Genomic DNA, 24,883 nt, shown 5'->3' on the forward strand with positions numbered 1-24,883 from the left:
CCCGGGGCACAAGCCCCGGGGCACCCGTGCTTCAGGAAAGTCGGGCGCTGTAGCGGCGGGTGGCTGAACGCAGGGTGACGATCATTGTGGCGGATCGATCCGGGTCCAGCCCGCCAGCCGGTGGACGAGGCCGGGAAACACGCCGCCCAGCAACAGCGCGCTGCCGTGCCGTTCGGCGACATGGCGCAGCATCCCCGCCACTCCGAGCGGCCGGCGCAGCGCGCGCGCCAGATCGCGCTGATAGACTTCCGCCGTACTACCGCCCAGCGCGACCTGCGCCGCGCGGATGCCGCTGCGGATCGCGATGCCCATGCCTTCGCCCGCCAGCGAGGGGATGACCCCGGCCTGATCGCCCAGCCGATAGACGCCGGGAGTCGTCTGCGCGGTGCGCCAGCCATAGGGAACATTGGCGATCGCATCGATCTGCTGCTCCGCGCCAAGATGGGCGAGCCGTTCGCCGAGCGCCGGTGCCTCGGCGGCGAGCGCGTCGAGCAGCGCGGGCAGGCTCCCCGCCGCCTGCAACCGCGACCGGCGCAGCGCCATGCACACGTTCGCGCTCCCGTCCTCCTGCAACACGATCCCGGCATAGCCGCCGGCGAAGGGATGCAGTTCGATCGCATCGCCGATCATCCGCGCCAGCGCGGGCGACGCGGCCAGCCGGACGCGCACCCCCATCGCCGGATCGGCATCGCGCGGGGCGGGGCGGGCCAGTCCGCGCAGGTCGTGCTTGCCGGTCGCGAGGAACAGGTTGTCGCCGGCCACCGCGGCGCCATCGGCGGTATGCAGCACCCGCTGGTCGGCGGAGCGGATCGCCACGCCGCGCTCGACGGCCGCGCCCAGCGCCTCGGCATGGGCGAGCAGCAGCGAATCGAGCCGGCGCCGCGACAGGCCGATCGCCGGCGCGGGGAGCGATGCCCCGGCGAGCCGTCCGGCGGCATGGATGGTGATCCGGCGCACGACATGGCCGCCCAGCGCCGCCGCCTCGACGCCGACCGATTCGAGCGATTGCAGCGTGCGCCACGACAGGAACCCGCCGCACAGCGCGTCCTGCACCTCGCGCGCGCGCTCGATTACCAGCGGCCGCATCCCGCCGCGCGCGAGCAGCGCCGCCGTGACCGCGCCGGCCGGGCCGCCGCCCGCGATCAGCGCCGGCGTTCGACGCATAGCCGGAACGGAAAACGGCGGACGACCCGCGCACCCCGCACCCCCGCCGCGTCGAGCAGCGGCGGCCATTCCTCGGGACGATACGACCGCGCGATCGACAGCGTGCCATCGGCGCGGACGATCGGGTGCCAACGCAGGATGCGGGCGAGCAGCGGATAGCCGGCATGCGCGAAGCGGTGGCGATGCAGATCGTTGACCAGCCAGCCGCGTGCCGCCTCCGCCTCCATGAAGCGCAGGAAAGCGATCAACTGATCGCGCGTCATGTGATGCGCGACGAGGCTGGAGACGATCACGTCGAAGCCTGCGCCCGCCAGATCGGCATAGTCGCCGGTGCGATAGGTGATCGGCAGATCGACCGGGGTATCGGCACGCGCGACGTCCGCGCTGTGCGGGTTGAGGTCGATGCCGACCAGCTCCGCCGCCACGCCGCGCGCCGCCGCCCAGCGCGCGATCCGGCGCAGCATGTCGCCATCGCCGAAGCCGACGTCGAGCAGCTTCAGCCGGTCGCCCCTGCCCGCCAGCGAATCGAGAAAGCCAAGCGTCGGGCGCGCCGCCATCGTCACCGTGTTTACCCGCGCCAGATCGCGCAGCACCGCGGCATAGACGGCGGGATCGAGCGCGGGATCGTCCATCGCCTCTTCGGCGTGGACGCGCGGGAAGCTCATGCCGCGCTCCGAAAGCCGAAACCCTCGGCGGCGAGGCCCGGACCGAAGGCGAGCGCGATGCCATTGTCGACACGCGGCCCGGCCAGCATCGCCGCCAGCACGAACATCAGCGTCGCCGACGACATGTTGCCATTCGCCGCCAGCACCCCGCGTGACACGGCGAGCGAATCGGGTGGCAGCGACAGGCTGCGCTCGACCGCGTCGAGGATCGACCGCCCGCCGGCATGGACCGCCCAGCCGTCGACTGCCGCCAGCGACCGTCCGCCGGTCGCCGCCGCCGCGAACGCCGGATCGGTCAGCGCGGTCGCGATCCGCCCCGGCACCTCGCCCGACAGGTGCATCGCGAAACCGGCATCGGTGATGTCCCAGCGGATCAGCGCTGCCGAATCGGGCAGCGTCGCGGCGAACGGCGTGTCGATCGCATAGCCTTGCGCCTTACCGCTCACCAACGCCGCCGCCGCGCCGTCGCCGAACTGGAGCATCGCGAGCAGCGGTTCGAGGTCGGTGGCGGGTTGCAGGTGCAGCGTCGACAGCTCGACCGTGACCACCAGCACCCGTGCGTCGGGGTCGGACCGGACGATATGGCGCGCGCTGCGCAGCGCGGCGACGGCGGCATAACAGCCCATGAACCCGACCAGCAGCCGTTCGACTGTGGGGGCAAGGCCGATCCGCGCGGCGACGATCTGGTCGATGCCCGGTGCCACGAAGCCTGTGCAACTGGCGACCACCAGATGGGTGATGCCGCTCAGATCGACCTGTTCGCGCAAGGCCTCGATCGCGGCGATGGCCAATATCGGCGCCGAATCGGCATAAATCCGCATTCGCGCCGCCGTGCCGGGCATGGCATCGGCATAGAAACCGCCTGCACCCACCGGCGATCCGCCGTCTTCGCTTGCCGGCAATACCGACCAGCGATGGCCGATGCCGGCACGATCAACCATCCGGTCGAACAACCGCGTCTCACGTGCATCCAGCCGCTCGCGTGCCCAGCCGATGAAAGCGGAATGAATGTCGTGGCCGGGCACGGCGGTGCCGATGGCGTTCAACCATGCGGTGGTGGGGGTGGCGGGCATCATCGGCTCAACGCATCATCCACCGGAAAGTCGTTTTCGCACCGCAACATTTCGGGGGGGCGGGAAAGCTCAGTCCTTCCACGCCCACCACAGTTGCGCCGGCGGCATGTTCCACCATTCCATGTCGTGATCGATCCGGGCGAACTGCCGGTCGAGGAAGTCGCGCACGCGCGGATTGAACTGATAGACGAGGAACGCCCCCCCGCTGCGCAGTACTGCGCGCGTCGCGGCGGCGATCGCATCGCCGACACCGGGCGGCAGCGTGGAGAAGGGCAGCCCCGACAGCACGTAATCGGCATGGGCATGGCCATGATCGGCGACGATCGCCTCGACGTCGGCGGCCGAGCCATGCACCGCCGAGAAGCGCGAATCGAGGATCGTCGCGTTCAGATAATCGATGAAATCGGGATTGGTGTCGATCACGATCAACTGCGCATCGGGCGCCAGCCTTTCGAGGATCGGGCGACAGAAGGTGCCGACGCCCGGACCATATTCGACGACGACCTTGGCGTTCGCCCAGTCGATCGGCCCCAGCATCTTGCGGATCAGCTTGTTCGATGACGGGATCACCGACCCGACCATCACTGGATGCTTGACGAACCCGCGCAGGAAAATGCCGGCCGGCGAAGGGACACCGCGCGGCTTCCGTCGTGTCGCGGTGCTGGAACTCGTCGTCATGGAAATCCTCGAAGGATGGCGCTGGCGCACCCGTGGTCACGTCGTCGTCGCAAAAGCGCAACGAACATGCAAGCCGAACGGTTGCGGGGGTCGCGTTCGGTGCGGTGGGTAGAGCATGCCGCCCATCCGTCCGGGTGGTCCATCCGTCCGACCTGCGCCGGACGGATGGACCGGATTCTCACCCCTTCGGCCCGCGCCCCTCGACCATGCCCGGCGCGATGAAGCCGATCGGCTGGATCGCGATCGCATCCTGCTTCAGCCGGGCGGACATGGCGCGATATTCCGCTTCCATCTCCGCCGTCACCGAGGCGCGCGATTCACCCAACGCCGCGTCGAAATGCACCATCGTCACCTCGCGCGTGTCGAGCCCGTCGCGCAGCGCGAACAGGCCGGCGCGCCGCACGACATCCTCCAGATCGGCACCGGTGAACCGGTCGGTACGCTTCGCGACCGCGTCCAGATCGACATCGGCGGCCAGCGGCATCTTCTGCGTCTGGATGTTCAGGATCCGCGCCCGACCCGCCGCATCGGGCACGCCGACATAGACCAGCTCGTCGAACCGGCCGGGGCGCAGCAGCGCCGGATCGACCAGATTGGGCCGGTTGGTCGCGCCGATCACCACCACCGACTGGAGTTCCTCCAGCCCGTCCATCTCGGCAAGGATGGTGTTGACCACGCGCGCCGTCACTTCCGGCTCGCCCATCCCGCCGCCGCGGGCGGGCACCAGCGAATCGAGTTCGTCGATGAAGATCACCGTCGGCGCGACCTGCCGTGCGCGGGCGAACAGCCGGGCGATCTGCTGCTCGCTCTCGCCATACCATTTGGACAGCAGGTCGCTCGACTTGGTGGCGATGAAATTCGCCTCCGCCTCGCGCGCCACCGCCTTGGCCAGCAGCGTCTTGCCGGTGCCGGGCGGGCCATAGAGCAGGAACCCCTTGGCCGGGCGGATGCCGAGGCGGCGGAACGATTCAGGGCTTTTGAGCGGCAGCTCGACGCCTTCCTTCAACCGCATCTGCGCATCGTCGAGCCCGCCGACATCGTCCCAGCGCACGGTCGGCGCCTGCACCATCACCTCGCGCATCGCGCTCGGCTGCACCCGCTTCAACGCCTCGACGAAATCCTCGCGCGTCACCGACAGGCTGTCGAGCACCTCCTGCGGGATCGTGCCCGCCGACAGGTCGATGCGCGGCATGATCCGCCGTACCGCATCGATCGCCGCCTCGCGGGTCAGCGCCGCCAGATCGGCCCCGACGAAGCCATAGGTGGTGCGCGACAGCTCGTTCAGCTCGACATCGTCCGCCAGCGGCATGCCGCGGGTATGGATGCCCAAGATCTCGCGCCGGCCGCGCTCGTCGGGCACGCCGACCACGATTTCGCGGTCGAACCGGCCGGGCCGGCGCAACGCCTCGTCGATCGCCTCGGGCCGGTTGGTCGCGGCGATGACGACGATGTTGGCGCGCGATTCCAGCCCGTCCATCAACGTCAGCAACTGCGCGACCAGCCGCTTCTCGGCCTCGCCCGACACTTGGCCCCGCTTGGGCGCGATCGAATCGATCTCGTCGATGAACACGATCGAGGGCGATGCCTTGGTCGCTTGCTCGAACACTTCGCGCAGGCGCTTTTCCGATTCGCCATACGCCGATCCCATGATCTCGGGACCGTTGATGAGGAAGAATTCCGCATCCGATTCATTTGCGACCGCGCGGGCAAGCCGCGTCTTGCCGGTGCCGGGCGGCCCATGCAGCAATACCCCCTTGGGCGGATCGACGCCGAGGCGCTGGAACAGTTCGGGGTAGCGCAGCGGCAACTCGACCATCTCGCGCAACTGGTCGATCGTCTGGCCCATGCCGCCGATGTCGTCATAGGTGACGTCGGCGCGGCGTGCCTCGCGCGGTTCCTCATATTCGGCGCGCAGTTCGATCTCGGTCGATTCGTCGATGTGGACCACGCCCTTGGGCTGGGCCGAGACAACGAGCAGGCGGATTTCCTGCAACGAGAATGCCGGCGCGTTGACGTAGCGGCGGACACCGGGCGACAGATTGTCGACCCGCTGGTGCCCGGTCGTCGCGACGATGTCGCCCTGGCACAGCGGCCGGCCGAAGAACGTGCGTTTCAGCGCGTTGGCCGACCCCTGCAACCGCAGATTCTGTTGTGCGGGCGCGAACACCACCCGGGTCGCGGCGCGTGATTCGGCCTTGCGCACCTCTACCTGATCGCCCGAACCGACCCCGGCATTGGCGCGCTGCAACCCGTCGATGCGGACGATGTCGAGCCCTTCGTCCTCCGGATAGGGGGCGACGGCGCGCGCCGGCGTCGTCTTCTTGCCGACGATCTCGACGACATCGCCCTCGGCGACGCCAAGGATCGCCATGACCGACCGGGGCAGGTGGGCGATGCCGCGTCCACTATCCTCGGGCCGTGCGTTCGCGACCTGCAACCGCCGCCCGCCCGTTTCGCTGTCTGCCATCCAGTTCACCCCAGCATTCGTCGAAAGCGACGAACGGCGAAGATGGGGCGCATGTTGCCGGCAACAAGACGAAAAAAAAGGCCGATCGAAACGACCGGCCGTAAAGTTTTAGGAGAGGATGCCTGAAAGGCACCTCCTATGTGCAGTGCAGCGCATTATTGTGCAAGTGCGAACAGATCAATTCATATTGCAAATTTTGCAATCGCATGCGTTCAAGAAGTTGCGTTGGAACGCGGAGCGGTGCAGCCTGTGCCGCAGTGCAACCAGAGTAGGATGGGTCGGATGCGTCGGCTTCCCCCGCTGACTGCCATTGAGGCATTTGTTCACGTCGCGCGGCTCGGCTCGGTGAAGCTCGCCGCCGACGAACTGGCGCTGTCGTCGCCCGCGCTCAGCCGGCGGGTGCAGGCGCTCGAGCGATTCATCGGCAAGCCGTTGTTCGAACGGCGGCATCAGGCGCTGCGCCTGAACGACGATGGCGAGCGGTTGCTGGCGCTGCTGTCGGGCGCGCTCGATACGCTCAGCGACGCGGTCGAACAGATGTCGGGCGCGGTCGAGGTGCTGCGGCTGCGCCTGGGCGTGCTGCCGCTGTTCGCGATCCAGCGGCTGATGCCGCGCATGGGCGACCTGAAGGAACGCCATCCCGAACTGCATCTGGACTTCGATACCGCGCACCATGGGCTGGGGCGGCTGGGCGAAGGGCTCGACGTTGCGATCGTGCTCGATCATGCGATCGACCCGGCGCTCTATGCGCGGCGGCTCGACCGCAACCGGGTCTATGCCATCGCCGGGCGCGCGCTGATCGAGCGGTCGCCGATCACCGATCCGGCGCAATTGTCGCAGCATACCGCGCTGATCCACCGCGACATGCCCGATACCTTCGCCGACTGGATGCACGCCGTCGGGTTGCCCGACCTCGAACCCGCCGCAATCGACCGGTTCGATTCGGGCACGCTGATGCTGGAGGCGGCGGCGCAGGGGCTGGGTGTCGCCTTCATGCTCGAATCACATTTCGAAACGGCGCGCGACGACCGGCTGGTGCCGCTGTTCGACCGGGCGGTCAATTCGACCTACAGCCACTGGTTCGTCTGCCGCCCGCGCCTGTTGCAGCAGCGGCCGGTGAAGCTGTTCCACGACTGGCTGGTGCAGGCGCTGGACGCGCCGGCGGAGTAAACCGCCACAGAATATACCCGCCCGTCACCCCCGCGCAGGCGGGGGTCCATAAACGCCAACGTGAACGATAGAACCGCAGCGTCAGCGTCTATGGATTCCCGCCTTCGCGGGAATGACGACAGAAGGCCAAGCCTTACGCTTCCGACCGCGCGGTCACGATCTTGCCCGGATTGCGCGGCGGCTCGCCCTTGGGCAGCTTGTCGACGGCGTCCATGCCGCTCTCGACCACGCCCCACACGGTGTACTGCCCGTCGAGGAAGGTCGCATCGTCGAGGCAGATGAAGAACTGGCTGTTGGCCGAATTGGGGTCCATCGTCCGCGCCATCGAGCAGACGCCGCGCGCATGCGGTTCCTTGCTGAACTCTTGTTTCAGGTTCGGTTCCTTCGACCCGCCGGTGCCGTCGCCGCGACCGCCGTCGCCGCCCTGCGCCATGAAGCCGTCGATCACGCGGTGGAACACCACGCCGTCGTAAAAGCCCGAATCGGCCAGCTTGACGATGCGCTCGACATGGTTCGGCGCAAGATCGGGGCGCAGCTTGATGCGCACTTCGCCCGTGTCGAGCGTCATAACGAGCGTGGAGGGGGTATCGGCCATTCAGCTACTCCTTGAAATCGGCGCCCTAGCTAGGGACTGGCAACCGCACTGGCAACCGTACGGGCGTTGGCACGGCGGTGCAGCATGGCTACAGCGGGGGTGAATCGTGCCGAAGGAGGGTTGCGCCCATGACCGAACTCGACCTTCCCGAGCCTGAGACGAGCGAACTGGACGAGGACGACCGGCTCAAGCCCGAATTCGTCCGCGCGGTCTGCGACGCGGTCGAGAACGGCGACGACGAGGCGGTGCGCGACTTGGTCGAGCCGCTCCACCCCGCCGATCTGGCCGACCTGTTCGAACTGGTCCCGGGCGAACAGCGCGCGGCGCTGGCGGCGGCGATCCCCGAGCGGCTGAACGGCGACGTCCTCGCCGAGATGAACGACTGGGTGCGTGACGCGGTGATCGACGCGCTGACCGCGACCCAGGTCGCCGATCTGGCGGCGCAGCTCGACACCGACGATGCGGTCGCGATCATCGAGGACCTCGACGATGACGATCAGCGCGCGGTGCTGCGCGCGCTCGACCCCGACGATCGCGCCGCGATCGAGGAGGCGCTGTCCTACCCCGAGGAATCCGCCGGCCGCCTGATGCAGCGCGAGCTGGTGGCGGTGCCCGAACACTGGAGCGTCGGCGACGCGCTCGACTATCTGCGCGCCGACGAGGTGCTGACGACCGATTTCTGGGAAATCTTCGTCGTCGATCCCGCGCACAAGCCGGTCGGCACCTGCCAGTTGTCGTGGATATTGCGCACGCCGCGCTCGGTCGCGATCGCCGATGTGATGGCGCGCGAACAGACGCTGATCCCGGTCGACATGGATCAGGAGGAAGTGGCGCTGCGCTTCCAGAAATACGCGCTGATCTCGGCCGCCGTGGTCGACAGCAGCGGGCGGCTGGCCGGCATGATTACCGTCGACGACGTGGTCCACATCATCCAGGCCGAGGCGGGCGAGGACGCGCTGCTGCTGTCGGGCGCGGGCGAAGGCGACATCAACGAACCGATCCGCGATTCGTACAAGGCGCGGGTGCGCTGGCTCATCACCAACCTCATCACCGCGCTGCTGCCCGCGACGATCATCGGCGCGTTCGGCGCGACGATCGACCGGATGGTGACGCTGGCAGCGCTGATGCCGATCGTCGCCGGCCTGGGCGGCAATGCGGGCACGCAGACGATGGCGGTGACGGTCCGCGCGCTCGCCACCAACCAGTTGACGCAATCGAACACGCTGCGCGCGATCCGCCGCGAAATGGTGATCGCGCTGATGAACGGGCTGACCGTCGCCGCGCTGATCGGGACCGGCGTGACCCTGTGGTTCGGCAATCCGCAACTGGGCGGGGTGATCGGCGTCGCGATGCTGCTCAACGTCGTCATCGCCGGCTTTGCCGGCGTGTTCGTGCCGCTGACGCTCGACCGGTTCAACGCCGATCCGGCGGTCGCCTCGTCGATCTTCGTGACGATGACCACCGATTCGATGGGGTTCCTCGTGTTCCTTGGGCTGGCGACCGTCAGCGGACTGACCGCTTGAGGCGGGCGGCCGCGCTCCCCATCTGGACGCCGTGCCGCTTCACCTGACCAAAGTCGCCTTCGCCATCGATCATGTCGAACAGCTCGTCGAGCGGCTGGCCGCGCGCCATGCCGAAGGCGAGGCGCTGACTACGCGCTATCTGCCCAAACGGGTCGCCGAACTGGAGGGCGGCTCGCTCTTCTGGATCCTGAAGCACCGGCTGGTCGCGCGCTCGCCGATATTGGGATTCGGCGAGGCCGAAGGCGGGCGCGTCGCGATCCATCTCGGGCCGAAGCTGGTGCTGGTCGAAGCCCGCCCGAAACGCGCGCATCAGGGCTGGCGTTATCTGGAGGACGCCGACGCGCCGGCCGATCTCGGCGGGGAGGGGACCGGTGCCGACGAACTGCCGCCCCGGCTGATCGGGGAGTTGATGGCGCTGGGGCTGCTGTAGAGAAGAAGTTTGGGTTCGCGCGGAGGCGCGGAGGAGGGTGCGGCTCCTTCGCGTCAGCGGAATTGTCCTCCCATGCTCTCAACGAGTCGGCCGACAGATCGCTGCGCGATCCGGCAGCAGCGGACGCAACCCCTCCGCGTCTCCGCGCCTTTGCGTGAAACCGAATCTTCGCAGGCACGTCTGGAGCAGGAACCTCGGATTCGGCGGTTGCGGCGGGTCATGATCCGCAGGGCTTCGCGCGTCCAAAGTTGACAAAGTTTACACTTGCGACGTGAATGTGGGCGAAATTGGGGCAGGTTTCGCGGCCGCTATTCTGACGGTGGGAAAGAGCGGAGGCCGGGATAGCGGTGCTCCTGCGTGTAGGACAGTCGCCGCTGGAGGCCCCCGCCTACACCACCAACCCCGGATACGCTGCCCTCGCCGCCGCGATCTTCGGCTTGTCCCAGCGCATGATATACGGATGCGACGGGTTCCGCCGCGCGAAGTCCTGATGATAGGCCTCCGCCGGATAAAAGGCCCCGCCCTCGATCCGCGTCGCGATCGGCCTGGCGAACGCCTTCGCCCGCGTCAGTTGCGCGATATAGCGTTCGGCGGTCAGCTTCTGCGATCCGTTCTGCGGAAAGATCGCCGAGCGGTAGCTGGGGCCGCTGTCGGGCATCTGCCCGTTCACCTGCGTCGGATCATGCGCGACCGAGAAATAGACGCGCAGCAACGTGCCATAGCTGACGATTCGCGGATCATAGGTGATCCGCACCGCCTCGGCATGGCCGGTGCGTTCGGTCGATACCTGATCGTAGCTGGCGGTCGCCTTGGTGCCGCCGGCATAGCCGCTCGTCACCGATTTCACGCCCTTCACCTGCTCGAACACCGCTTCCATTCCCCAGAAACAGCCGCCCGCCAATACGGCGGTGGCAAGGCCGGGGGTCGGCGGCACGTCGCTGGCGACGGTCGGGATCGGCACCGCGCGGGTGGCGACGGCGGGAGAGAGGGTCAGCACGGCACCACCCAGAACGGCGGCCACGAGCGACACGGGAATCAGCGGGTGCATGATGGTTCCTCGGCAAGAATGCGAGGCCGCCGATATGGGGAACGCGATCGCTCCCCGCCAGATCAGCCGAGCTGTTCGATCACCGCCGGTGCGGTGTGGACCGATTTGGCTTCGCTGGGGCCGGCGAACTGCACCGCGACCAGCGCCACCGCGCCAAGCGCGAAGCCGCTGATGAAATGGCGAAGGAAACCGGTGCGCGTCTGTGTCATCTGTCTCGTCCTCTTGCCACCGCAACGCGACCGGGAGGGGCGCGCCATCGGACGGCAGGAGCCGCCCGTTCGTTCGAGGCAAGATATAGTGGGTGGGGGTGAACCGCCGCTGGCGCGTCCGTTCATCTCGTCGACAGCCTCAACCATGTTGCGAGTGCGAAATCAAGCGGCGGGTCGTATCGTTTCGGCAACGCTGCGTTGCCGTTCGGTGTCGCTGCGCCGTGCGCGCTTGGCGGCGTACATCGCATCGTCCGCCTCGGCGAGCAGCCGTTCGACCTCCGACAGCGGGCCGCAGGCGGTGCCGATGCTGACCGTCACCGGCAGATCTTCGGGCGCGACGGCGCAGACCGTATCGGTGAAGCGCTGCGCGATCCGCGCGCTGGCCTGGTCGGCCGCCGCGCGATCGGCACCGGGCAGCACGCCGACGAACTCGTCCCCGCCCCACCGGAACACGCTGCCCCCCGCCGCCAGCACGTTCTGCGCGACGCGGGTGGCGATGCCGAGCGCGGCGTCGCCCACCGCATGGCCGCAGCGATCGTTCAACTGCTTGAACAGGTCGAGATCGATGACCAGCACCGCGCCGCTGCCCTGCCATTGCTGGCGTATCCGGTCGAAGGCGGTGCGGTTATAGGCCCCGGTCAGCCCGTCGCGCTCGGCCAGCCGCGCCAGTTGCTGCTGCCCGCGCTCCGCCTCCAGCGCGAACAGCGAAAAGCCGCGGAACAGGATGAAGGTGATCGCGATCGCGACCAGCCATGCGGCGATCCCGCCATGCTGCCCGGTCACGCGCGTGCTGACCTGTCCGTCGAACGCGCTGATCGACCGGGCGAGGAACAGCGGCACCGTCGGCGCGAACAGCGAAAAGACGATCCAGCCGGTATGCAGCGATTCGCGCCGCGCGATCCGCCATGCGACCAGCGCGGTCGCCCCGTCGAACAGCGCGCGCACGATGCTGAGATACCCGACGCGGGCACCGATCGCGGTCGGATCGGTCGACAGCAGCAGCGGCACCCCGCCGATCGCCGCGGCGATCAGCAGCACCCGGTTGCTGCCGCCGGGATGGGCGAAGTTGCGCATGCCGGCAAAGATCGCGGCATAGGCAAGGATCGCCAGCGGATTGCCGATCCACGCGATGATATAGGGCGCGCCCATGTCGCGCAGCAGCGCGACCGAGGAGGTGAGCCCGAGCAGGATGTGGCCGAATCCCCACCATGCCGCCCAGCGTCCGAACCGCCCGGTCGCCCATGGCACGATATGGACCACCCCCGCGACGATCGACGCGAAGGATACCATGACGTACAGGGTAGACAGATCGAGCAACCGGGCCTCGCGCTTCACCGAAGCACCGGCCGATAGCGGCAAATCGCTAATAGTCCGTTTTGATACGACCGGTCGCGACGCGCCGGCCGGGGAAGGGCCTGCCCGGCGGCACAGCCCGTTCCCCGCGCCTTCGCGCGAAGCAGAAGCGTTATTTCAGCGCGTGTGCCGCGGTGCGAATCCGCGCGCATGCCTCACGCAGCAACTCGTCCGACGTCGCATAGCTGATCCGCATCGCCGGCGAGAGGCCGAAGGCGGCACCCTGCACCGCCGCGACCTTGGCATCCTCGAGCAGATAGCCGACGAAATCCTCGTCGGTATCGATGCGCTTGCCCCCCGGCGTCGCCTTGCCGATCAGCCCCGACACCTCCGGGTAGACATAGAAGGCGCCATCGGGCGTCGGGCAGGTAACGCCTTCGATCGCATTCAGCTCGGCCACCACCATGTCGCGGCGACGCAGGAAGGCGGCGTTGCGCTCCGCCAGGAACGACTGGTCGCCATTCAGCGCGGCGACGGCGGCGGCCTGCGCGATCGAACACGGGTTGGAGGTCGATTGCGACTGGAGCTTGGCCATCGCCTTGATGAGCCATGCCGCGCCGCCGGCATAGCCGATGCGCCAGCCGGTCATCGCATAGGCCTTGGAACAGCCATTCACGGTCAGCGTGCGGTCGTAGAGGCCCGGATTGACCTCGGCGAAGGTGGCGAACTCGAATCCCGGATAGACGATATGCTCGTACATATCGTCGGCGAACACCCAGACATGCGGATGCCGCTCGATCACCTGCCCCAGCGCGCGCAGCTCGTCACGGGTATAGCCCGCGCCGGTCGGGTTCGACGGCGAATTGAGGATGACCCACTTGGTCCGTGACGTGATTGCCGCTTCGAGCTGTTCGGGGGTGATCTTGTAATTCTGCGCCGCACCCGCCGCGACGAACACCGGCGTGCCGCCGGCGAATTGCACGACATCGGGATAGCTCACCCAATAGGGCGCGGGCACGATCACCTCGTCGCCCGCGTCGATCGTCGCGACCAGCGCGTTGAACAGCGTGTGCTTGCCGCCGACGTTCACGCTGATCTGGTTCGGCGCATAGATCAGGCCGTTGTCGCGCTGGAACTTCGCGGCGATCGCGTCCTTCAGTTCGGCGGTGCCGTCGACGTTGGTATATTTGGTCTTGCCCGCGCGGATCGCCGCGATCGCGGCATCCTTGACGAAATCGGGCGTGTCGAAATCGGGCTCGCCGGCACCCAGGCCGATGACGTCGACGCCCTGCCGCTTCAGCTCGAGCACCTTCGACGTGATGGCGAGGGTCGGCGAGGGATTGATGCGATCGAGCGCGGCGGAGGGCTTCATGGGTCGTCCGATGCTGTTGGGAAAGAACGCGCGCCGCTTAGCCCGGCATGGGTCCTTCCGCAACCAGCCGCGCACGAATCAATCCACGAACCGCGTTGCCGATGTAAAATCCTTGCGCGAGATCGGCCGGGGTCAGCGGCATCTCCACCGCCTCGCCGCGCGCGATCAGCTCGCCGCGCAGCACGCCCGGCAACAATCCGTGCGCCAGCGGCGGGGTGAGCAACTGCGCCCCGCCGCCGACGAAGACCGAGGTGAAACTGCCCTCGGTCAGCTCGCCGCGCGGATTAACGAACACCGTCTCGAAACAGCCCGGCGGCGGCGCGGGCCAGAACCGCCGGTCGCTGGTCTTGTGTGCCACCCGCACGTCGCCGCACGCCACCGGCAGCACGGCGAGCGCCACCGCGACCGGCCCGGCGGGCGTCGCGGGCAGCGGCTGCACGTCGATCGCGGTCGCCCCGCTGCGCGACAGCAGCAAGCGTACCCGCATCGCCTTGCGCAGCCGAAAGGTCGCCGCCTGCAGGTCGTTGCGCGTCGCATGGCGATCGAACGCGAAGCCCAGCGCGCGCGCGCTGTCGTGCATCCGCGCCAGATGGCGTTCGAGCAGCGGGATGCCGGTGATCGGATCGAACGCCATCGTCTCGACCAGATCGAACCGGGGGGCGGGCAGGTCGAGGAACCGCGCCTTGGCGAGACATTCGCGCCATTCCTCCGCCGGCACCGAATCGGCGACGATTCCCGATCCGAGGCCGATCGTGGCGTGGAGCCCGCCGGCGGGCAGGTGAAGCGTGCGGATCGCGACGTTGAACGACGCATCGCCATTGCCCGCGATATGGCCGATCGCCCCGGTATAGATGCCGCGCGCTCTGCCCTCGATCGCGTCGATCGCCTGCATCGCCCGCCGCTTGGGTGCGCCGGTGATCGACCCGCAGGGAAACAGGGCGCCGATCGCGTCGACCGCACCCTTGCCCGGCTGCACCGTCGCGGTGACGTGCGACACCATCTGGTGGATGCTCGGATAGGTTTCGACGACGAACCGTTCGGGCACCGCCACGCTGCCCGGCACCGCGACGCGCGACAGGTCGTTGCGCATCAGGTCGACGATCATCAGGTTTTCGGCGCGCTGCTTGGGATCGGCGGCGAGGGCGGCGGCGGCGGCGGCATCCTTCGCCGGATCGGGATCGCGCAGCGCCGTACCCTTCATCGGCCGCGTGGCGATTCGCCCGCCCTCGACCGAAAAGAACAGCTCGGGCGAAAACGACAGCAGCCAGTCCTCGCCGGTCCACACCAGCGCGCCATGGCCGGCGGCGGCGCGCGGCCGGATCGCGGCATAGAGCGCGACCGGATCGCCCGCGACCGGCAGGGTGGCGGCGAAGGTCAGGTTCGCCTGATACAGATCGCCCGCCGCGATCAGTTCGAGCACCGCCTCGCACTGGCGCAGATAGGTGGCATGATCGATGTCGGGCACGACCGGCCCCGCCCATGCTCCGGCGGGGTCGGGCAGGATCGCGGGCACGTCGACCGGCTCGGCGGCATCGAACACCCCGAACCACAACAGCGGCGTGGGCGCGGGGCGGTGGGGCACGCCGGGGATCAGGCCCGCGCCAGCATCATAGCCGACGAACCCGGCGACAGCGCGCCCGCCCGCCACCTCCGCCGCCAGTGCGTCCAGCGCCGCCGGCACCGCCGCCACGGTATCGGCGCGGACGATCCGCACCGGCGCGCGATACAGGAGCGCGCGTCCCCCCGGCCGGGCATCGTCGAGCAGCACGAAGGGCCGGGTCGTGTCGAACATCCCGCCCGCTTGCCGGTTGCGCGCCTGCGATGCAACGCTTTGTGTACCCCGCGTTAATCAACTGGAGCGGGTTGTGACCACAGGGAGGCATCATGACGGAGCCGATTTTGGTTCAGGGCAAGAAGCGAGGAGCGGAGCGATGCTTTAGCATCGTGACCGACGAGCGACGCCGCCCTGGGCCAAAATCGGCCCGCCGCACGGCGGTTGCCCTGTCGTGCCCGCCGGCGGCGTCGGGGTGCCCCGCAAAGTACTACTTTGCGGGGGCCCGGCCGCGAGGCTGGCAGGTAGCGCCGCTACCTGCTGCACCACGCTCCTTGCCGGACGAACACGACAGGGCAATCACGATGCTTCCCTGTGGTCACAACCCGCTCTAGGGGTCGGTCATGACCCCATCCCCCATCCGTGCGGCGATCGTGCCGGTGACGCCGCTGCAACAGAATTGTACCCTGATCTGGTGTACGAAGACGATGCGCGGCGCGTTCGTCGATCCCGGCGGCGACCTGCCCAAGCTGCTCAGGGCCGCCGAACAGCACGGCGTGACGATCGAGAAGATCCTGCTGACCCACGGCCATATCGACCATTGCGGCGAGGCCAAGCCGCTGGCCGAGCAACTGGGCGTGCCGATCGAGGGGCCGCACGAGGCGGACCGTTTCTGGATCGCGCGGCTGGACGAGGACGGACGCAACTGGGGCATGCCCGGCGTGCCGTTCGAACCCGATCGCTGGCTGGGCGAGGGCGACATCGTGACGGTCGGCGAGGCGCGCTTCGCGGTGTACGAGACGCCGGGCCACACCCCCGGCCATATCATCTTCCACCATGCCGACACGAAGTTCGCGCTGGTCGGCGACGTGCTGTTCCAGGGATCGGTCGGCCGCACCGACTTTCCGCTGTCGGACCATCATGCGCTGCTGACCTCGGTCGTGACCAAGCTGTGGCCGCTGGGCGACGACACCGCCTTCGTCCCCGGCCATGGTCCGGGCAGCACCTTCGGCCATGAACGCCGGACGAATCCGTTTGTCGGTGACAAGGTACTGGCCACGCGCTAACCCTTGCCCTTGCAACCTTTGCCAGAAACGCTATAGGCGCGGCTCGCTTCGCGACCAGCCTGCCTGCCGGTCCGGCGGGTCGTCGGTCCTGAATTCGGTCCGGCGCTTGCCTGGGCCGCGTTGACAGTTGGTGGTGAAACCGCCCGATCCATAAGTCATAAAGGTGCCGAAATGGCAGTTCCCAAGAGAAAGACCTCGCCCTCCAAGCGCGGTATGCGTCGCAGCCACGATTCGCTGAGCGTCGAGTCGTTCCAGGAATGCCCGAACTGCGGCGAACTGAAGCGTCCGCACAACCTGTGCAACGCCTGCGGCCATTACAACGGTCGCGAAGTCGTCTCGGTCGAAGCGTAAGCTACCGTACCGGACAGGGAAGAACGCATGGCCGACGGGTCCTGGATCGCCATCGATGCGATGGGCGGTGACGGAGGGCTCGCCACCATGTTGGCGGGCGTCGCGCATGCGCGACGGCAGCAGCCGGACATGCGCTTCCTGCTGGTGGGCGACGAGGCGGCGATTCGCGCCGGGCTCGATTCGCACCCCAATCTTTCCGCCGCGGCCGAAATCGTCCACGCGCCCGAAGTCGTCGGACCGTCGGACAAGCCCAGCCAGGCGATTCGCCGCGCCAAGACGACGTCGATGGGCATCGCCATCGGTCTGGTGAAGGCGGGCCGCGCCACCGCCGCCGTCTCCGCCGGGAACACCGGCGCGTTGATGGCGATGGCCAAGCTCGCGCTGCGCACCATGCCGGGCATCGACCGGCCCGCGCTCGCCGCGCTGCTTCCCAGCCTCGGCGACAATGATCTCGTCATGCTCGACCTCGGCGCCAATGCCGAGTGCGACGCGCGCAACCTCGTCCAGTTCGCGGTGATGGGCGCGGCCTATGCCCGCACCGCGCTCGACCTCGAATCCCCCCGCGTCGCGTTGCTCAACATCGGGACCGAGGAGCTGAAAGGCATCGACAGCGTGCGCGAAGCGGCGGCGACGCTGCGCGCCTCCCCGCATCTGCCGATGACCTTTGCCGGTTATATCGAGGGCGACCGCCTGTCGCGCGGCCAGGTCGACGTGGTCGTCTGCGACGGTTTTTCGGGCAATATCGCCCTCAAGACCGCCGAGGGCACCGCGCGATTCGTCGCCGACCTGCTCAAGCGGGCGTTCCGTTCGTCGGTCCGCTCCAAGATCGGCTTCCTGATCTCGCGCCCGGCGACCGAGTTGCTGCGCCATCACCTCGACCCCAACAACCATAATGGCGCGGTCTTTCTCGGCCTCAACGGGCTGGTGGTCAAAAGCCATGGCAGCGCCAATGCCGCCGGCATCGCGAACGCGATCCAGGTGGCGTCGAAGATGGTGCGCGACGACCTGACCCGCCGGATCGCCAGCGATCTCGCCGGTATCGAGGCGCAGGCGGCATGATCCGCGCGCGGATCACCGGCACCGGATCGGCGCTGCCCGAACGGCGGGTGTCGAATGCCGAACTGGCCGAGCGGGTCGATACCTCCGACGAATGGATCGTCGAGCGTACCGGCATCCGCTTCCGCCATATCGCCGGCGATCACGAAACGACCGCGACGCTCGCCGCCGATGCCGCGCGCGCCGCGATTGCCGCCGCCGGGATCGATGCGGCACAGATCGACCTGATCGTGCTGGCCACCGCCACCCCTGACCAGACGTTTCCGGCGACCGCGACCAAGGTGCAGGCGATGCTCGGCATCGACGATTGCGTCGCGTTCGACGTGGCGGCGGTGTGTTCGGGCTTCCTCTATGCGGTGCAGGTCGCCGATGCGATGCTGCGCGCCGGGGTCCATCGCCGCGCGCTGGTGATCGGCGCGGAGACGTTCAGCCGCATCCTCGACTGGGAGGATCGCACCACCTGCGTCCTGTTCGGCGACGGCGCGGGCGCGATCGTGCTGGAGGCCGACGAGTCCGGCGACGGTCGCGGCATCCTGTCGACCCGGCTTCACGCAGATGGCCGCCACAACGGCCTGCTCTATGTCGACGGTGGCCCCTCGACCACCGGCACCGTCGGAAAGCTGCGGATGAAGGGTAAGGAAGTGTTCCGCCACGCCGTGGTGAACCTCGCCGCCGTCATGGGCGAATCGCTCGAACTCGCCGGCCTCACCTCCGACGACGTCGACTGGGTCGTGCCGCATCAGGCCAATGCCCGCATCCTCGACGCGACCGCGCGCAAGCTCGGCCTTCCGCCGGCCAAGGTCGTCGTCACCGTCGACCGGCACGCCAATACCTCCGCCGCGTCGGTGCCGCTGGCGCTCGACACGGCGGTGCGCGACGGCCGGATCAAGGCCGGCGACCTGATCGTGCTGGAGGCGATGGGCGGCGGCTTTACGTGGGGCGCGGCGGTAGTGCGTTGGTAACGCTCATCCTTTTGGATTTTTGAATCTTCGTATACGTCGTGCTAGCCGGTACGCTGGCTTTAAGCAGGAGACGATCATGACCACCGCTGGCACGCTGACCCGCGCCGACCTCGCCGAAGAGATGCATCGCGAGATCGGATTGTCGCGCGCCGATTCGTCGCGTGTGGTCGAACAGATCCTCACCCATTTGTGCGAAGCGCTGGCCAAGGGCGAGAACGTCAAGATTTCCGGCTTCGGCAGCTTCGTGCTGCGCGACAAGGGCGAACGGGTCGGCCGCAACCCCAAGACCGGCGTCGAGGTGCCGATCGCGCCGCGCCGCGTACTCACCTTCCGCGCCAGCCAGATGATGCGCGACCGCATCGTCGCCGACTGATCCAGTCCCGCGTGGCCGATAAATCCGCCACCGCCTATCGCACCATCGGCGAGGTCGCGCGCGAACTGGGCGTGCCCCAGCATCGCCTCCGCTATTGGGAAAGCCGTTTCCCGCAGGTCAAGCCGGTCACGCGCGCCGGCGACCGCCGCTATTACGCCCCGGCCGATGTCGACCTGCTGCGCCGCATCCACACGCTGCTGGGGCAGGACGGCTATACCGTGCGCGGCGTGCAGGCGCTGCTGACCCGCGAGGCCGAACCGCCGGTCCCCTCGCGCATCGACGAACTGCACGCGGTGCGCCGCCTGCTGAGCGACGCGCTGGCCGAAGCGGGATAGGCGCCGCCCGCCCGCATAACCCCGTGCTTTCCTGCGCGACCAAACCTGCTACACCGCGCGGGCGATGAGCGTATCCCCTTCCGAGACCGATCCCCGCCCCGCTGTTTCCTGGCGGACACGGTTCGCGCGTATCCAGCGACGCTGGTGGTTCCGTATCCCGGCGATCGCCGCGCTGCTCGCCGGGATCGGCGTGTTCCTCATCTGGCTGCTGCTGTGGCGGACGCTGCCGTCGGTCGATTCGCTGCGCGCCTATGAACCGCCGCTGCCGACCAATGTGCGCGGGATCGACGGGACGCCGGTCCACAGCTACGCCCGCGAACGCCGCGTTCAATTGTCCTATGCCGAATATCCGCCGCTGCTGGTCCGCGCGTTCCTCGCTGCCGAGGACCGGACCTTCTTCGAGCATCACGGCGTCGACTATCCCGGCATCGCCGGCGCGATCCTGACCAATTTGCGCAGCGACCGCCGCCCGGTCGGCGCCTCGACGATCACGCAACAGGTCGCCAAGAACCTGCTGCTCACCAACGAGGTGAGCTATGTCCGCAAGGCGAAGGAAGCGCTGCTCGCCTACCGGATCGAGGATGCGCTGACCAAGCAGCAGATCCTCGAACTCTATCTCAACCAGATCGCGCTCGGCCGGAACGCCTTCGGCGTCGAGGCCGCCGCCCATGCCTATTTCGGCAAGGAACTGCGCGAGCTGACGCTGCCGCAAATGGCCTATCTGGCGATTCTGCCCAAGGGTCCGTCGAACTACACGCCCGAACGCGGCTACGACCGTGCGATCGGCCGGCGCAACTGGGTGCTGGGCGAAATGGAGCGCAACGGCTTCATTACCCCCGCCCAGCGCGCCGAGGCGGTCACGCAACCGCTGGGCGCGATCCCGCGCCAGACGCCGCGACAGGAACTGGCCGGCGGCTATTTCATCGAGGAAGTCCGCCGCCAGTTGCTCGACCGCTTCGGCGAGAAGGAAACCGATGGCCCCTACAGCGTCTATGCCGGTGGCCTGTGGGTGCGCACCTCGCTCGACCCGGCGATCCAGGGCGATGCGCAGGACGCGCTGCGCGCTGGCCTCATCCGCTATGATTCGGGGCGCGGCTGGTCCGGCCCGCTCAACAAGCCGCGCACGAAAATCGAGGACGGCAACTGGCAGCAGGCGCTGATCGGCACCAACATCGGCCTCGATTACCAAGACTGGCGCGCGGCGATCGTCATCGCCAAGTCCGATGCCTCGGCGCAGATCGGGTTTGCCGATGGACGGACGGGCACGCTGCCACGCTGGGCGGCGACCATGCCGGTGCGGGGGCTGGGCGGCACCGCCTTCGCCGCGATCGAACCGGGCGATATTCTCGCGGTCGCGCCCTCGGGTGGCGACTGGGCGCTGCGCTCGGTGCCGCGCGTGTCGGGCGGCATGGTGGTCGAGGACCCGCGCACCGGCCGCGTGCTGGCGATGCAGGGCGGGTTCGATTACCGCCTGAGCGACTTCAACCGCGCGACGCAGGCGATGCGCCAGCCGGGCTCGACGATCAAGCCGATCGTCTATGCCGCCGCGCTGGAAGCGGGGATGACCCCGGCGTCGATCATCGTCGACGGGCCGTTCTGCGTGAATCAGGGCGGGCGGCTCGGCACCAAATGCTTCCGCAACTTCGGTGGCGGTGGCTCCGGGCCGCACACGATGCGCTGGGGCGTCGAACAGTCGCGCAACCTGATGACGGTGCGCGCCGCCGCGCAGACCGGCATGGAAAAGGTCAATTCGCTGATCCAGCGCGTCGGCGTCAGCGACGACCGGTTCCCGCCCTATCTCTCCTATGCGCTGGGCGCGGGCGAGACGACGGTGCTGCGCATGGTCAACGCGTACTCGATCCTCGCCAATCAGGGCCGCGAGCTGAAACCCACGGTCATCGATTACGTGCAGGACCGGCGCGGCAAGGTGATCCTGCCCGAAAACTGGCGCGGCTGCGACGGCTGCAACGCCCCCGACTGGAACGGCAAGGCGATGCCCCGCCCGCAGATCCGGGCGCGGCAGGTGATGGACGCGATGAGCGCGTATCAGATGGTCCATATCATGGAAGGCGTCATCCAGCGCGGCACCGCCACCACGCTGCGCGACCTGAACCGGCCGATCATGGGCAAGACCGGCACGTCGACCGGCCCCACCGACGTGTGGTTCGTCGGCGGCACGCCGCAGATGATCGCCGGCCTGTATCTCGGCTATGACACGCCACGTAATCTGGGCGGCTATGCGCAGGGCGGCACGATCGCCGCGCCGATCTACAAGGCGTTCGCGACGAAAGCGTACAAGGATGTCGAGGTGCTGCCGTTCCGCGCGCCCGCCGGCATCCGCATGGTCCGCATCGATCGCGGCAGCGGCCGCCCGGTCTATGGCGCATGGCCCGGCACCGATCCCAAGGCCGGGGTCATCTGGGAAGCGTTCAAGCCCGAGACCGAGGCGCGTCGCGCCACCGGCCGGCTGGGCGAGGCGCGCGCCCCCGTCACCCGCGATCCCGCGCGCGCGGTGCAGCGCCGCGAGGCCGCCGCCCCGCGCGATAGCGACTTCTTGCAACGCGAAGGGGGAATCTACTAGCGCCGCCCCCATATCGGCGGCATCCCCCGTTCCTGACGTTTTTTCCCGGAGTTTTTCCCATGCGCGCCGAAGCGCAAGCCCATGTAGACAAGATCAACGATGCGCTCTCGCTGCTGCGCCGCTTCCTCGACTGGGACCGCGCGCTGCGCCGGCTGGACGAGCTGAATGCGCGTGTCGAGGATCAGGCCCTGTGGAACGATCCCAAGGCCGCGCAGGACGTGATGCGCGAACGCCGCCGGCTGGACGAGGCGATCACCGCCACCCGCACCATCGAACGCGATCTGGCCGACACCGTCGAGCTGATCGAGATGGCCGACGAGGAAGGCGATACCGAGATGGCCGAGGAGGGCGTCGCGAATCTCGCCGACCTCGCCCGGCGCGCGGATCACGACAAGGTGCAGGCGCTGCTCTCGGGCGAGGCCGACGGCAACGACACCTATATCGAGATCAACGCCGGCGCCGGCGGGACCGAGAGCCAGGACTGGGCCGGCATGCTCAGCCGCATGTACACCCGCTGGGCCGAACGCCGTGGGCTGAAGGTCGAACTGGTCGACCAGCATTCGGGCGAACAGGCGGGCATCAAGTCGGCGACCTTGCTCATCAAGGGCGAGAATGCGTACGGCTTCGCCAAGACCGAGGGCGGGGTCCATCGCCTCGTCCGCATCAGCCCGTACGACAGCGCGGCACGGCGGCACACCTCGTTCGCTTCCGTCTGGGTCTATCCGGTGATCGACGACAATATCGAGGTCGAATATAACGAAAGCGACCTGCGCATCGACACCTATCGCGCGTCGGGGGCGGGGGGCCAGCACATCAACACCACCGATTCGGCGGTGCGCATCACCCATATCCCGACGGGCATCGTCGTGCAGTGCCAGAATCAGCGCTCGCAGCACAAGAACAAGGCCGAAGCGTATAACCAGCTCCGCGCCCGCCTGTACGAGCGCGAACTGGCGATCCGCGAGGCGGAGGCCAATGCCGAGAACGCGACCAAGACCGACATCGGCTGGGGCCACCAGATCCGGTCGTACGTCCTGCAACCCTATCAGATGGTGAAGGACCTGCGCACCGGCGTCGTCTCGACTGCGCCGGGCGACGTATTGGACGGCGCGCTCGATCCGTTCATGGCCGCCGCCCTGTCGCAGCGCGTGACCGGTGAGGCGGTGGAAGTCGAGGATGTCGACTGAGATGCGCTGGCTGCTCCTCCCCGTGCTGTTGCTGGCCGGCTGCGACGCGACGCAGCCGCGCCCCGCCAATGCGCAGCATGAGGAGGACAAGCCCGACTTTCCCCGGGCCGATCGCCCGGTCGCGACGATCGTGTCGGCGCGCTGGTCGACCGAGGAAGCGCGCGACCGGCTGAACGAGGCCGAGGCGGTGATGAACCTCGCCGGCATCGCGTCGGGCATGACCGTCGCCGACATCGGCGCGGGCGAGGGCTATTACACCATCCGCCTTGCCCAGCGCGTGGGGCCGGACGGGCGGGTGCTGGCCGAGGACATCATCCCCGAAATCCGCGACGCGCTGGCGACGCGCGTGGCGCGCGAACGGCTCGACAACGTCAGCGTGCGGCTGGGCGAGCCGGACGATGCGAAGCTGCCCGAAAACAGCTTCGACCGGGTGCTGATGGTGCATATGTACCACGAGATCGCCGAGCCTTATGCGTTCCTGTGGAACCTGCGCCCGTCGCTGCGCGCCGGCGGACGAGTGGTGGTGGTCGACGCCGAACGCCGTACCCAGAACCACGGCACCCCGCCCGCGCTGCTGCGCTGCGAATTCGCGGCGGTCGGCTACCGCCAGGTCGCGCTGCAACGCATGCCCTCGGCCGGCGGCTATATCGCGATGTTCACGCCCGAGGGTGCGCGTCCTCGCCCCGAGGACATCAAGCCCTGCCGCCTGCCCGGACCAACGCCCACGCCTTCGCCAAGCGGCAATCATCGCGGCTGACGTTCGGCAGGATTGATTCACGCGAAGGCGCGAAGGGCGCGAAGAAGAAGGGTTGTTCGCGCAGAGGCGCGGAGGCGCAGAGAGGGGTTGTATTCGCCGCGACAGCGGCTCTCCATTTCACCCTGTCACAAGCGAAAGGCTGCGCCGGACGCGCAACCGTTGTCTCACGCACAACTCTCCGCGCCTCTGCGCCTCTGCGCGAAAATCTCTTCTACTTCACTCCGCGCCTTCGCGCCTCCGCGTGAACCACCTGCTTCTGCTACCCCAGCAACCATGGCGAAAGCAGCAGCAACAACTTCACATCGATCGCCTTCCCCGCCGCCCGCTGCTCCGAAACGAACGCCGGCAACCCATCCAGCGCGACCCGGTGGACGAGAATATCCTCCCCCTCCACCCCGCCACCCTCGGCGACGCGGACCAGTTCGCCCGCGCGGAACAGGGTGAAGCTTTCCGACACCATCCCCGGCGACGAATGATATTCGCCGAGCGACACCATCGTGCCGGCGCGAAACCCGGTTTCCTCCTCCAGCTCGCGCGTCGCCGCCACCGCCGCCGCCTCGCCCGCCATGTCGTCGCCGACCAGCCCGGCGGGCAGTTCGATACACGCCCGTCCCAGCGGCACGCGATATTGCTCGACCAGCAGGACATGGCCCTGGTCGATCGCGACGATCACCGCCGCGCCGATCCCATTGGCCCGGCCGACATATTCCCAGCGGCCACGTTTCTTGGCGGTGATGAACCGCCCGGCCCACATCA

General features: G+C 68.2%; 24 protein-coding genes. 12 read left to right on the plus strand and 12 right to left on the minus strand.

Going from position 1 to position 24,883, the window contains the following annotated elements:
- Window positions 1-81 precede the first annotated feature (81 nt).
- From ASG37_RS15200 to ASG37_RS15220, 5 genes are all read right to left on the minus strand, one after another.
- Entirely contained in the window at window positions 82-1,164 is a 1,083-nt protein-coding gene (locus ASG37_RS15200) for an NAD(P)/FAD-dependent oxidoreductase (RefSeq protein WP_055762152.1), read from the minus strand.
- Window positions 1,143-1,829: a methyltransferase domain-containing protein gene (locus ASG37_RS15205; RefSeq protein WP_055762156.1), complete on the minus strand. Its 687-nt coding sequence runs from the start codon at window positions 1,827-1,829 to the stop codon at window positions 1,143-1,145. Before ASG37_RS15205 ends, ASG37_RS15200 begins: the two co-directional genes overlap by 22 nt.
- Window positions 1,826-2,902 (minus strand): type III polyketide synthase, encoded by a 1,077-nt coding sequence (locus ASG37_RS15210; protein ID WP_055762487.1) that lies wholly within the window; start codon window positions 2,900-2,902, stop codon window positions 1,826-1,828. Before ASG37_RS15210 ends, ASG37_RS15205 begins: the two co-directional genes overlap by 4 nt.
- 69 nt (window positions 2,903-2,971) lie before the next feature.
- Entirely contained in the window at window positions 2,972-3,580 is a 609-nt protein-coding gene (locus ASG37_RS15215; RefSeq protein ID WP_055762159.1) for a class I SAM-dependent methyltransferase, read from the minus strand.
- 178 nt (window positions 3,581-3,758) lie between these two features.
- Entirely contained in the window at window positions 3,759-6,047 is a 2,289-nt protein-coding gene (locus ASG37_RS15220) for a CDC48 family AAA ATPase (protein ID WP_055762162.1), read from the minus strand.
- Between the two features lie 282 nt (window positions 6,048-6,329).
- On the opposite strand from ASG37_RS15220, the gene ASG37_RS15225 reads away from it, so the two are divergent.
- Complete coding sequence (locus tag ASG37_RS15225) at window positions 6,330-7,217, plus strand: LysR substrate-binding domain-containing protein (RefSeq protein ID WP_055762166.1); 888 nt, start codon at window positions 6,330-6,332, stop codon at window positions 7,215-7,217.
- Between the two features lie 133 nt (window positions 7,218-7,350).
- On the opposite strand, the gene ASG37_RS15230 is transcribed toward ASG37_RS15225, so the two are convergent.
- Complete coding sequence (locus ASG37_RS15230) at window positions 7,351-7,812, minus strand: peptidylprolyl isomerase (RefSeq protein ID WP_055762168.1); 462 nt, start codon at window positions 7,810-7,812, stop codon at window positions 7,351-7,353.
- Window positions 7,813-7,940: 128 nt separating this feature from the next.
- On the opposite strand from ASG37_RS15230, the gene mgtE reads away from it, so the two are divergent.
- Both mgtE and ASG37_RS15240 read left to right on the plus strand, forming a co-directional pair.
- Entirely contained in the window at window positions 7,941-9,335 is a 1,395-nt protein-coding gene (gene mgtE, locus ASG37_RS15235) for a magnesium transporter (protein WP_055762171.1), read from the plus strand.
- Window positions 9,336-9,366: 31 nt separating this feature from the next.
- The gene (locus ASG37_RS15240) at window positions 9,367-9,765 is read left to right on the plus strand and encodes a DUF1489 family protein (RefSeq protein ID WP_055762174.1); all 399 of its coding nucleotides are present in this window, start codon (window positions 9,367-9,369) and stop codon (window positions 9,763-9,765) included.
- Window positions 9,766-10,153: 388 nt separating this feature from the next.
- On the opposite strand, the gene msrA is transcribed toward ASG37_RS15240, so the two are convergent.
- The 5 genes from msrA to pabB form a co-directional block, all read right to left on the minus strand.
- A complete protein-coding gene (msrA, locus tag ASG37_RS15245) occupies window positions 10,154-10,813 on the minus strand; it encodes a peptide-methionine (S)-S-oxide reductase MsrA (RefSeq protein WP_055762177.1) in 660 nt (219 codons plus the stop codon).
- Window positions 10,814-10,875: 62 nt separating this feature from the next.
- Complete coding sequence (locus ASG37_RS17730) at window positions 10,876-11,022, minus strand: hypothetical protein (RefSeq protein WP_156349230.1); 147 nt, start codon at window positions 11,020-11,022, stop codon at window positions 10,876-10,878.
- A 162-nt stretch (window positions 11,023-11,184) separates the two neighbouring features.
- Window positions 11,185-12,357 carry a GGDEF domain-containing protein gene (locus ASG37_RS15250; RefSeq protein WP_055762179.1) on the minus strand — a complete coding sequence of 391 codons (1,173 nt, stop codon included), beginning with the start codon at window positions 12,355-12,357 and terminating at the stop codon, window positions 11,185-11,187.
- 130 nt (window positions 12,358-12,487) lie between these two features.
- Window positions 12,488-13,687 carry a pyridoxal phosphate-dependent aminotransferase gene (locus ASG37_RS15255; protein ID WP_055762181.1) on the minus strand — a complete coding sequence of 400 codons (1,200 nt, stop codon included), beginning with the start codon at window positions 13,685-13,687 and terminating at the stop codon, window positions 12,488-12,490.
- 37 nt (window positions 13,688-13,724) lie between these two features.
- Window positions 13,725-15,479: an aminodeoxychorismate synthase component I gene (pabB, locus tag ASG37_RS15260; RefSeq protein ID WP_055762185.1), complete on the minus strand. Its 1,755-nt coding sequence runs from the start codon at window positions 15,477-15,479 to the stop codon at window positions 13,725-13,727.
- A 383-nt stretch (window positions 15,480-15,862) separates the two neighbouring features.
- On the opposite strand from pabB, the gene ASG37_RS15265 reads away from it, so the two are divergent.
- The 9 genes from ASG37_RS15265 to ASG37_RS15305 all read left to right on the plus strand — a co-directional run bounded on the left by ASG37_RS15265 (window position 15,863) and on the right by ASG37_RS15305 (window position 24,127).
- Window positions 15,863-16,525, plus strand: coding sequence for an MBL fold metallo-hydrolase (locus ASG37_RS15265; protein WP_055762188.1), 663 nt, complete (start codon window positions 15,863-15,865; stop codon window positions 16,523-16,525).
- A gap of 171 nt (window positions 16,526-16,696) precedes the next feature.
- A complete protein-coding gene (gene rpmF, locus ASG37_RS15270) occupies window positions 16,697-16,876 on the plus strand; it encodes a 50S ribosomal protein L32 (RefSeq protein ID WP_055762192.1) in 180 nt (59 codons plus the stop codon).
- A gap of 27 nt (window positions 16,877-16,903) precedes the next feature.
- Complete coding sequence (gene plsX / locus ASG37_RS15275) at window positions 16,904-17,935, plus strand: phosphate acyltransferase PlsX (RefSeq protein ID WP_055762195.1); 1,032 nt, start codon at window positions 16,904-16,906, stop codon at window positions 17,933-17,935.
- On the plus strand, window positions 17,932-18,894 hold the full coding sequence (locus ASG37_RS15280; RefSeq protein WP_055762198.1) for a beta-ketoacyl-ACP synthase III: 963 nt from the start codon (window positions 17,932-17,934) through the stop codon (window positions 18,892-18,894). Before plsX ends, ASG37_RS15280 begins: the two co-directional genes overlap by 4 nt.
- 76 nt (window positions 18,895-18,970) lie before the next feature.
- Entirely contained in the window at window positions 18,971-19,267 is a 297-nt protein-coding gene (locus tag ASG37_RS15285) for an integration host factor subunit alpha (protein WP_055762201.1), read from the plus strand.
- An 11-nt stretch (window positions 19,268-19,278) separates the two neighbouring features.
- Window positions 19,279-19,602 (plus strand): MerR family transcriptional regulator, encoded by a 324-nt coding sequence (locus ASG37_RS15290; RefSeq protein ID WP_056498292.1) that lies wholly within the window; start codon window positions 19,279-19,281, stop codon window positions 19,600-19,602.
- Window positions 19,603-19,666: 64 nt separating this feature from the next.
- Window positions 19,667-22,183 (plus strand): penicillin-binding protein 1A, encoded by a 2,517-nt coding sequence (locus ASG37_RS15295; RefSeq protein WP_055762204.1) that lies wholly within the window; start codon window positions 19,667-19,669, stop codon window positions 22,181-22,183.
- Between the two features lie 59 nt (window positions 22,184-22,242).
- A complete protein-coding gene (gene prfB / locus ASG37_RS15300; protein ID WP_055762207.1) occupies window positions 22,243-23,370 on the plus strand; it encodes a peptide chain release factor 2 in 1,128 nt (375 codons plus the stop codon).
- The gene (locus tag ASG37_RS15305; RefSeq protein WP_055762210.1) at window positions 23,360-24,127 is read left to right on the plus strand and encodes a class I SAM-dependent methyltransferase; all 768 of its coding nucleotides are present in this window, start codon (window positions 23,360-23,362) and stop codon (window positions 24,125-24,127) included. The genes prfB and ASG37_RS15305 overlap by 11 nt, the downstream gene beginning before the upstream one ends.
- Before the next feature lie 259 nt (window positions 24,128-24,386).
- On the opposite strand, the gene ASG37_RS15310 is transcribed toward ASG37_RS15305, so the two are convergent.
- Window positions 24,387-24,881, minus strand: coding sequence for an NUDIX hydrolase (locus ASG37_RS15310; protein ID WP_055762493.1), 495 nt, complete (start codon window positions 24,879-24,881; stop codon window positions 24,387-24,389).
- Window positions 24,882-24,883: the final 2 nt, after the last annotated feature.

It is taken from the genome of Sphingomonas sp. Leaf407 (genome assembly GCF_001425385.1).
Lineage (GTDB): Bacteria > Pseudomonadota > Alphaproteobacteria > Sphingomonadales > Sphingomonadaceae > Sphingomonas.

Excerpts from the sequence above, each read along its gene's own strand:
- ASG37_RS15200 (WP_055762152.1), bottom strand. The coding sequence starts at position 1,164 with ATGCGTCGAACGCCGGCGCTGATCGCGGGCGGCGGCCCGGCCGGCGCG.
- ASG37_RS15205 (WP_055762156.1), bottom strand. The coding sequence starts at position 1,829 with ATGAGCTTCCCGCGCGTCCACGCCGAAGAGGCGATGGACGATCCCGCG.
- ASG37_RS15210 (WP_055762487.1), bottom strand. The coding sequence starts at position 2,902 with ATGCCCGCCACCCCCACCACCGCATGGTTGAACGCCATCGGCACCGCC.
- ASG37_RS15215 (WP_055762159.1), bottom strand. The coding sequence starts at position 3,580 with ATGACGACGAGTTCCAGCACCGCGACACGACGGAAGCCGCGCGGTGTC.
- ASG37_RS15220 (WP_055762162.1), bottom strand. The coding sequence starts at position 6,047 with ATGGCAGACAGCGAAACGGGCGGGCGGCGGTTGCAGGTCGCGAACGCA.
- ASG37_RS15225 (WP_055762166.1), top strand. The coding sequence starts at position 6,330 with ATGCGTCGGCTTCCCCCGCTGACTGCCATTGAGGCATTTGTTCACGTC.
- ASG37_RS15230 (WP_055762168.1), bottom strand. The coding sequence starts at position 7,812 with ATGGCCGATACCCCCTCCACGCTCGTTATGACGCTCGACACGGGCGAA.
- mgtE (WP_055762171.1), top strand. The coding sequence starts at position 7,941 with ATGACCGAACTCGACCTTCCCGAGCCTGAGACGAGCGAACTGGACGAG.
- msrA (WP_055762177.1), bottom strand. The coding sequence starts at position 10,813 with ATGCACCCGCTGATTCCCGTGTCGCTCGTGGCCGCCGTTCTGGGTGGT.
- ASG37_RS17730 (WP_156349230.1), bottom strand. The coding sequence starts at position 11,022 with ATGACACAGACGCGCACCGGTTTCCTTCGCCATTTCATCAGCGGCTTC.
- ASG37_RS15255 (WP_055762181.1), bottom strand. The coding sequence starts at position 13,687 with ATGAAGCCCTCCGCCGCGCTCGATCGCATCAATCCCTCGCCGACCCTC.
- pabB (WP_055762185.1), bottom strand. The coding sequence starts at position 15,479 with ATGTTCGACACGACCCGGCCCTTCGTGCTGCTCGACGATGCCCGGCCG.
- ASG37_RS15265 (WP_055762188.1), top strand. The coding sequence starts at position 15,863 with ATGACCCCATCCCCCATCCGTGCGGCGATCGTGCCGGTGACGCCGCTG.
- rpmF (WP_055762192.1), top strand. The coding sequence starts at position 16,697 with ATGGCAGTTCCCAAGAGAAAGACCTCGCCCTCCAAGCGCGGTATGCGT.
- plsX (WP_055762195.1), top strand. The coding sequence starts at position 16,904 with ATGGCCGACGGGTCCTGGATCGCCATCGATGCGATGGGCGGTGACGGA.
- ASG37_RS15280 (WP_055762198.1), top strand. The coding sequence starts at position 17,932 with ATGATCCGCGCGCGGATCACCGGCACCGGATCGGCGCTGCCCGAACGG.
- ASG37_RS15285 (WP_055762201.1), top strand. The coding sequence starts at position 18,971 with ATGACCACCGCTGGCACGCTGACCCGCGCCGACCTCGCCGAAGAGATG.
- ASG37_RS15295 (WP_055762204.1), top strand. The coding sequence starts at position 19,667 with ATGAGCGTATCCCCTTCCGAGACCGATCCCCGCCCCGCTGTTTCCTGG.
- prfB (WP_055762207.1), top strand. The coding sequence starts at position 22,243 with ATGCGCGCCGAAGCGCAAGCCCATGTAGACAAGATCAACGATGCGCTC.
- ASG37_RS15305 (WP_055762210.1), top strand. The coding sequence starts at position 23,360 with ATGTCGACTGAGATGCGCTGGCTGCTCCTCCCCGTGCTGTTGCTGGCC.
- ASG37_RS15310 (WP_055762493.1), bottom strand. The coding sequence starts at position 24,881 with ATGTGGGCCGGGCGGTTCATCACCGCCAAGAAACGTGGCCGCTGGGAA.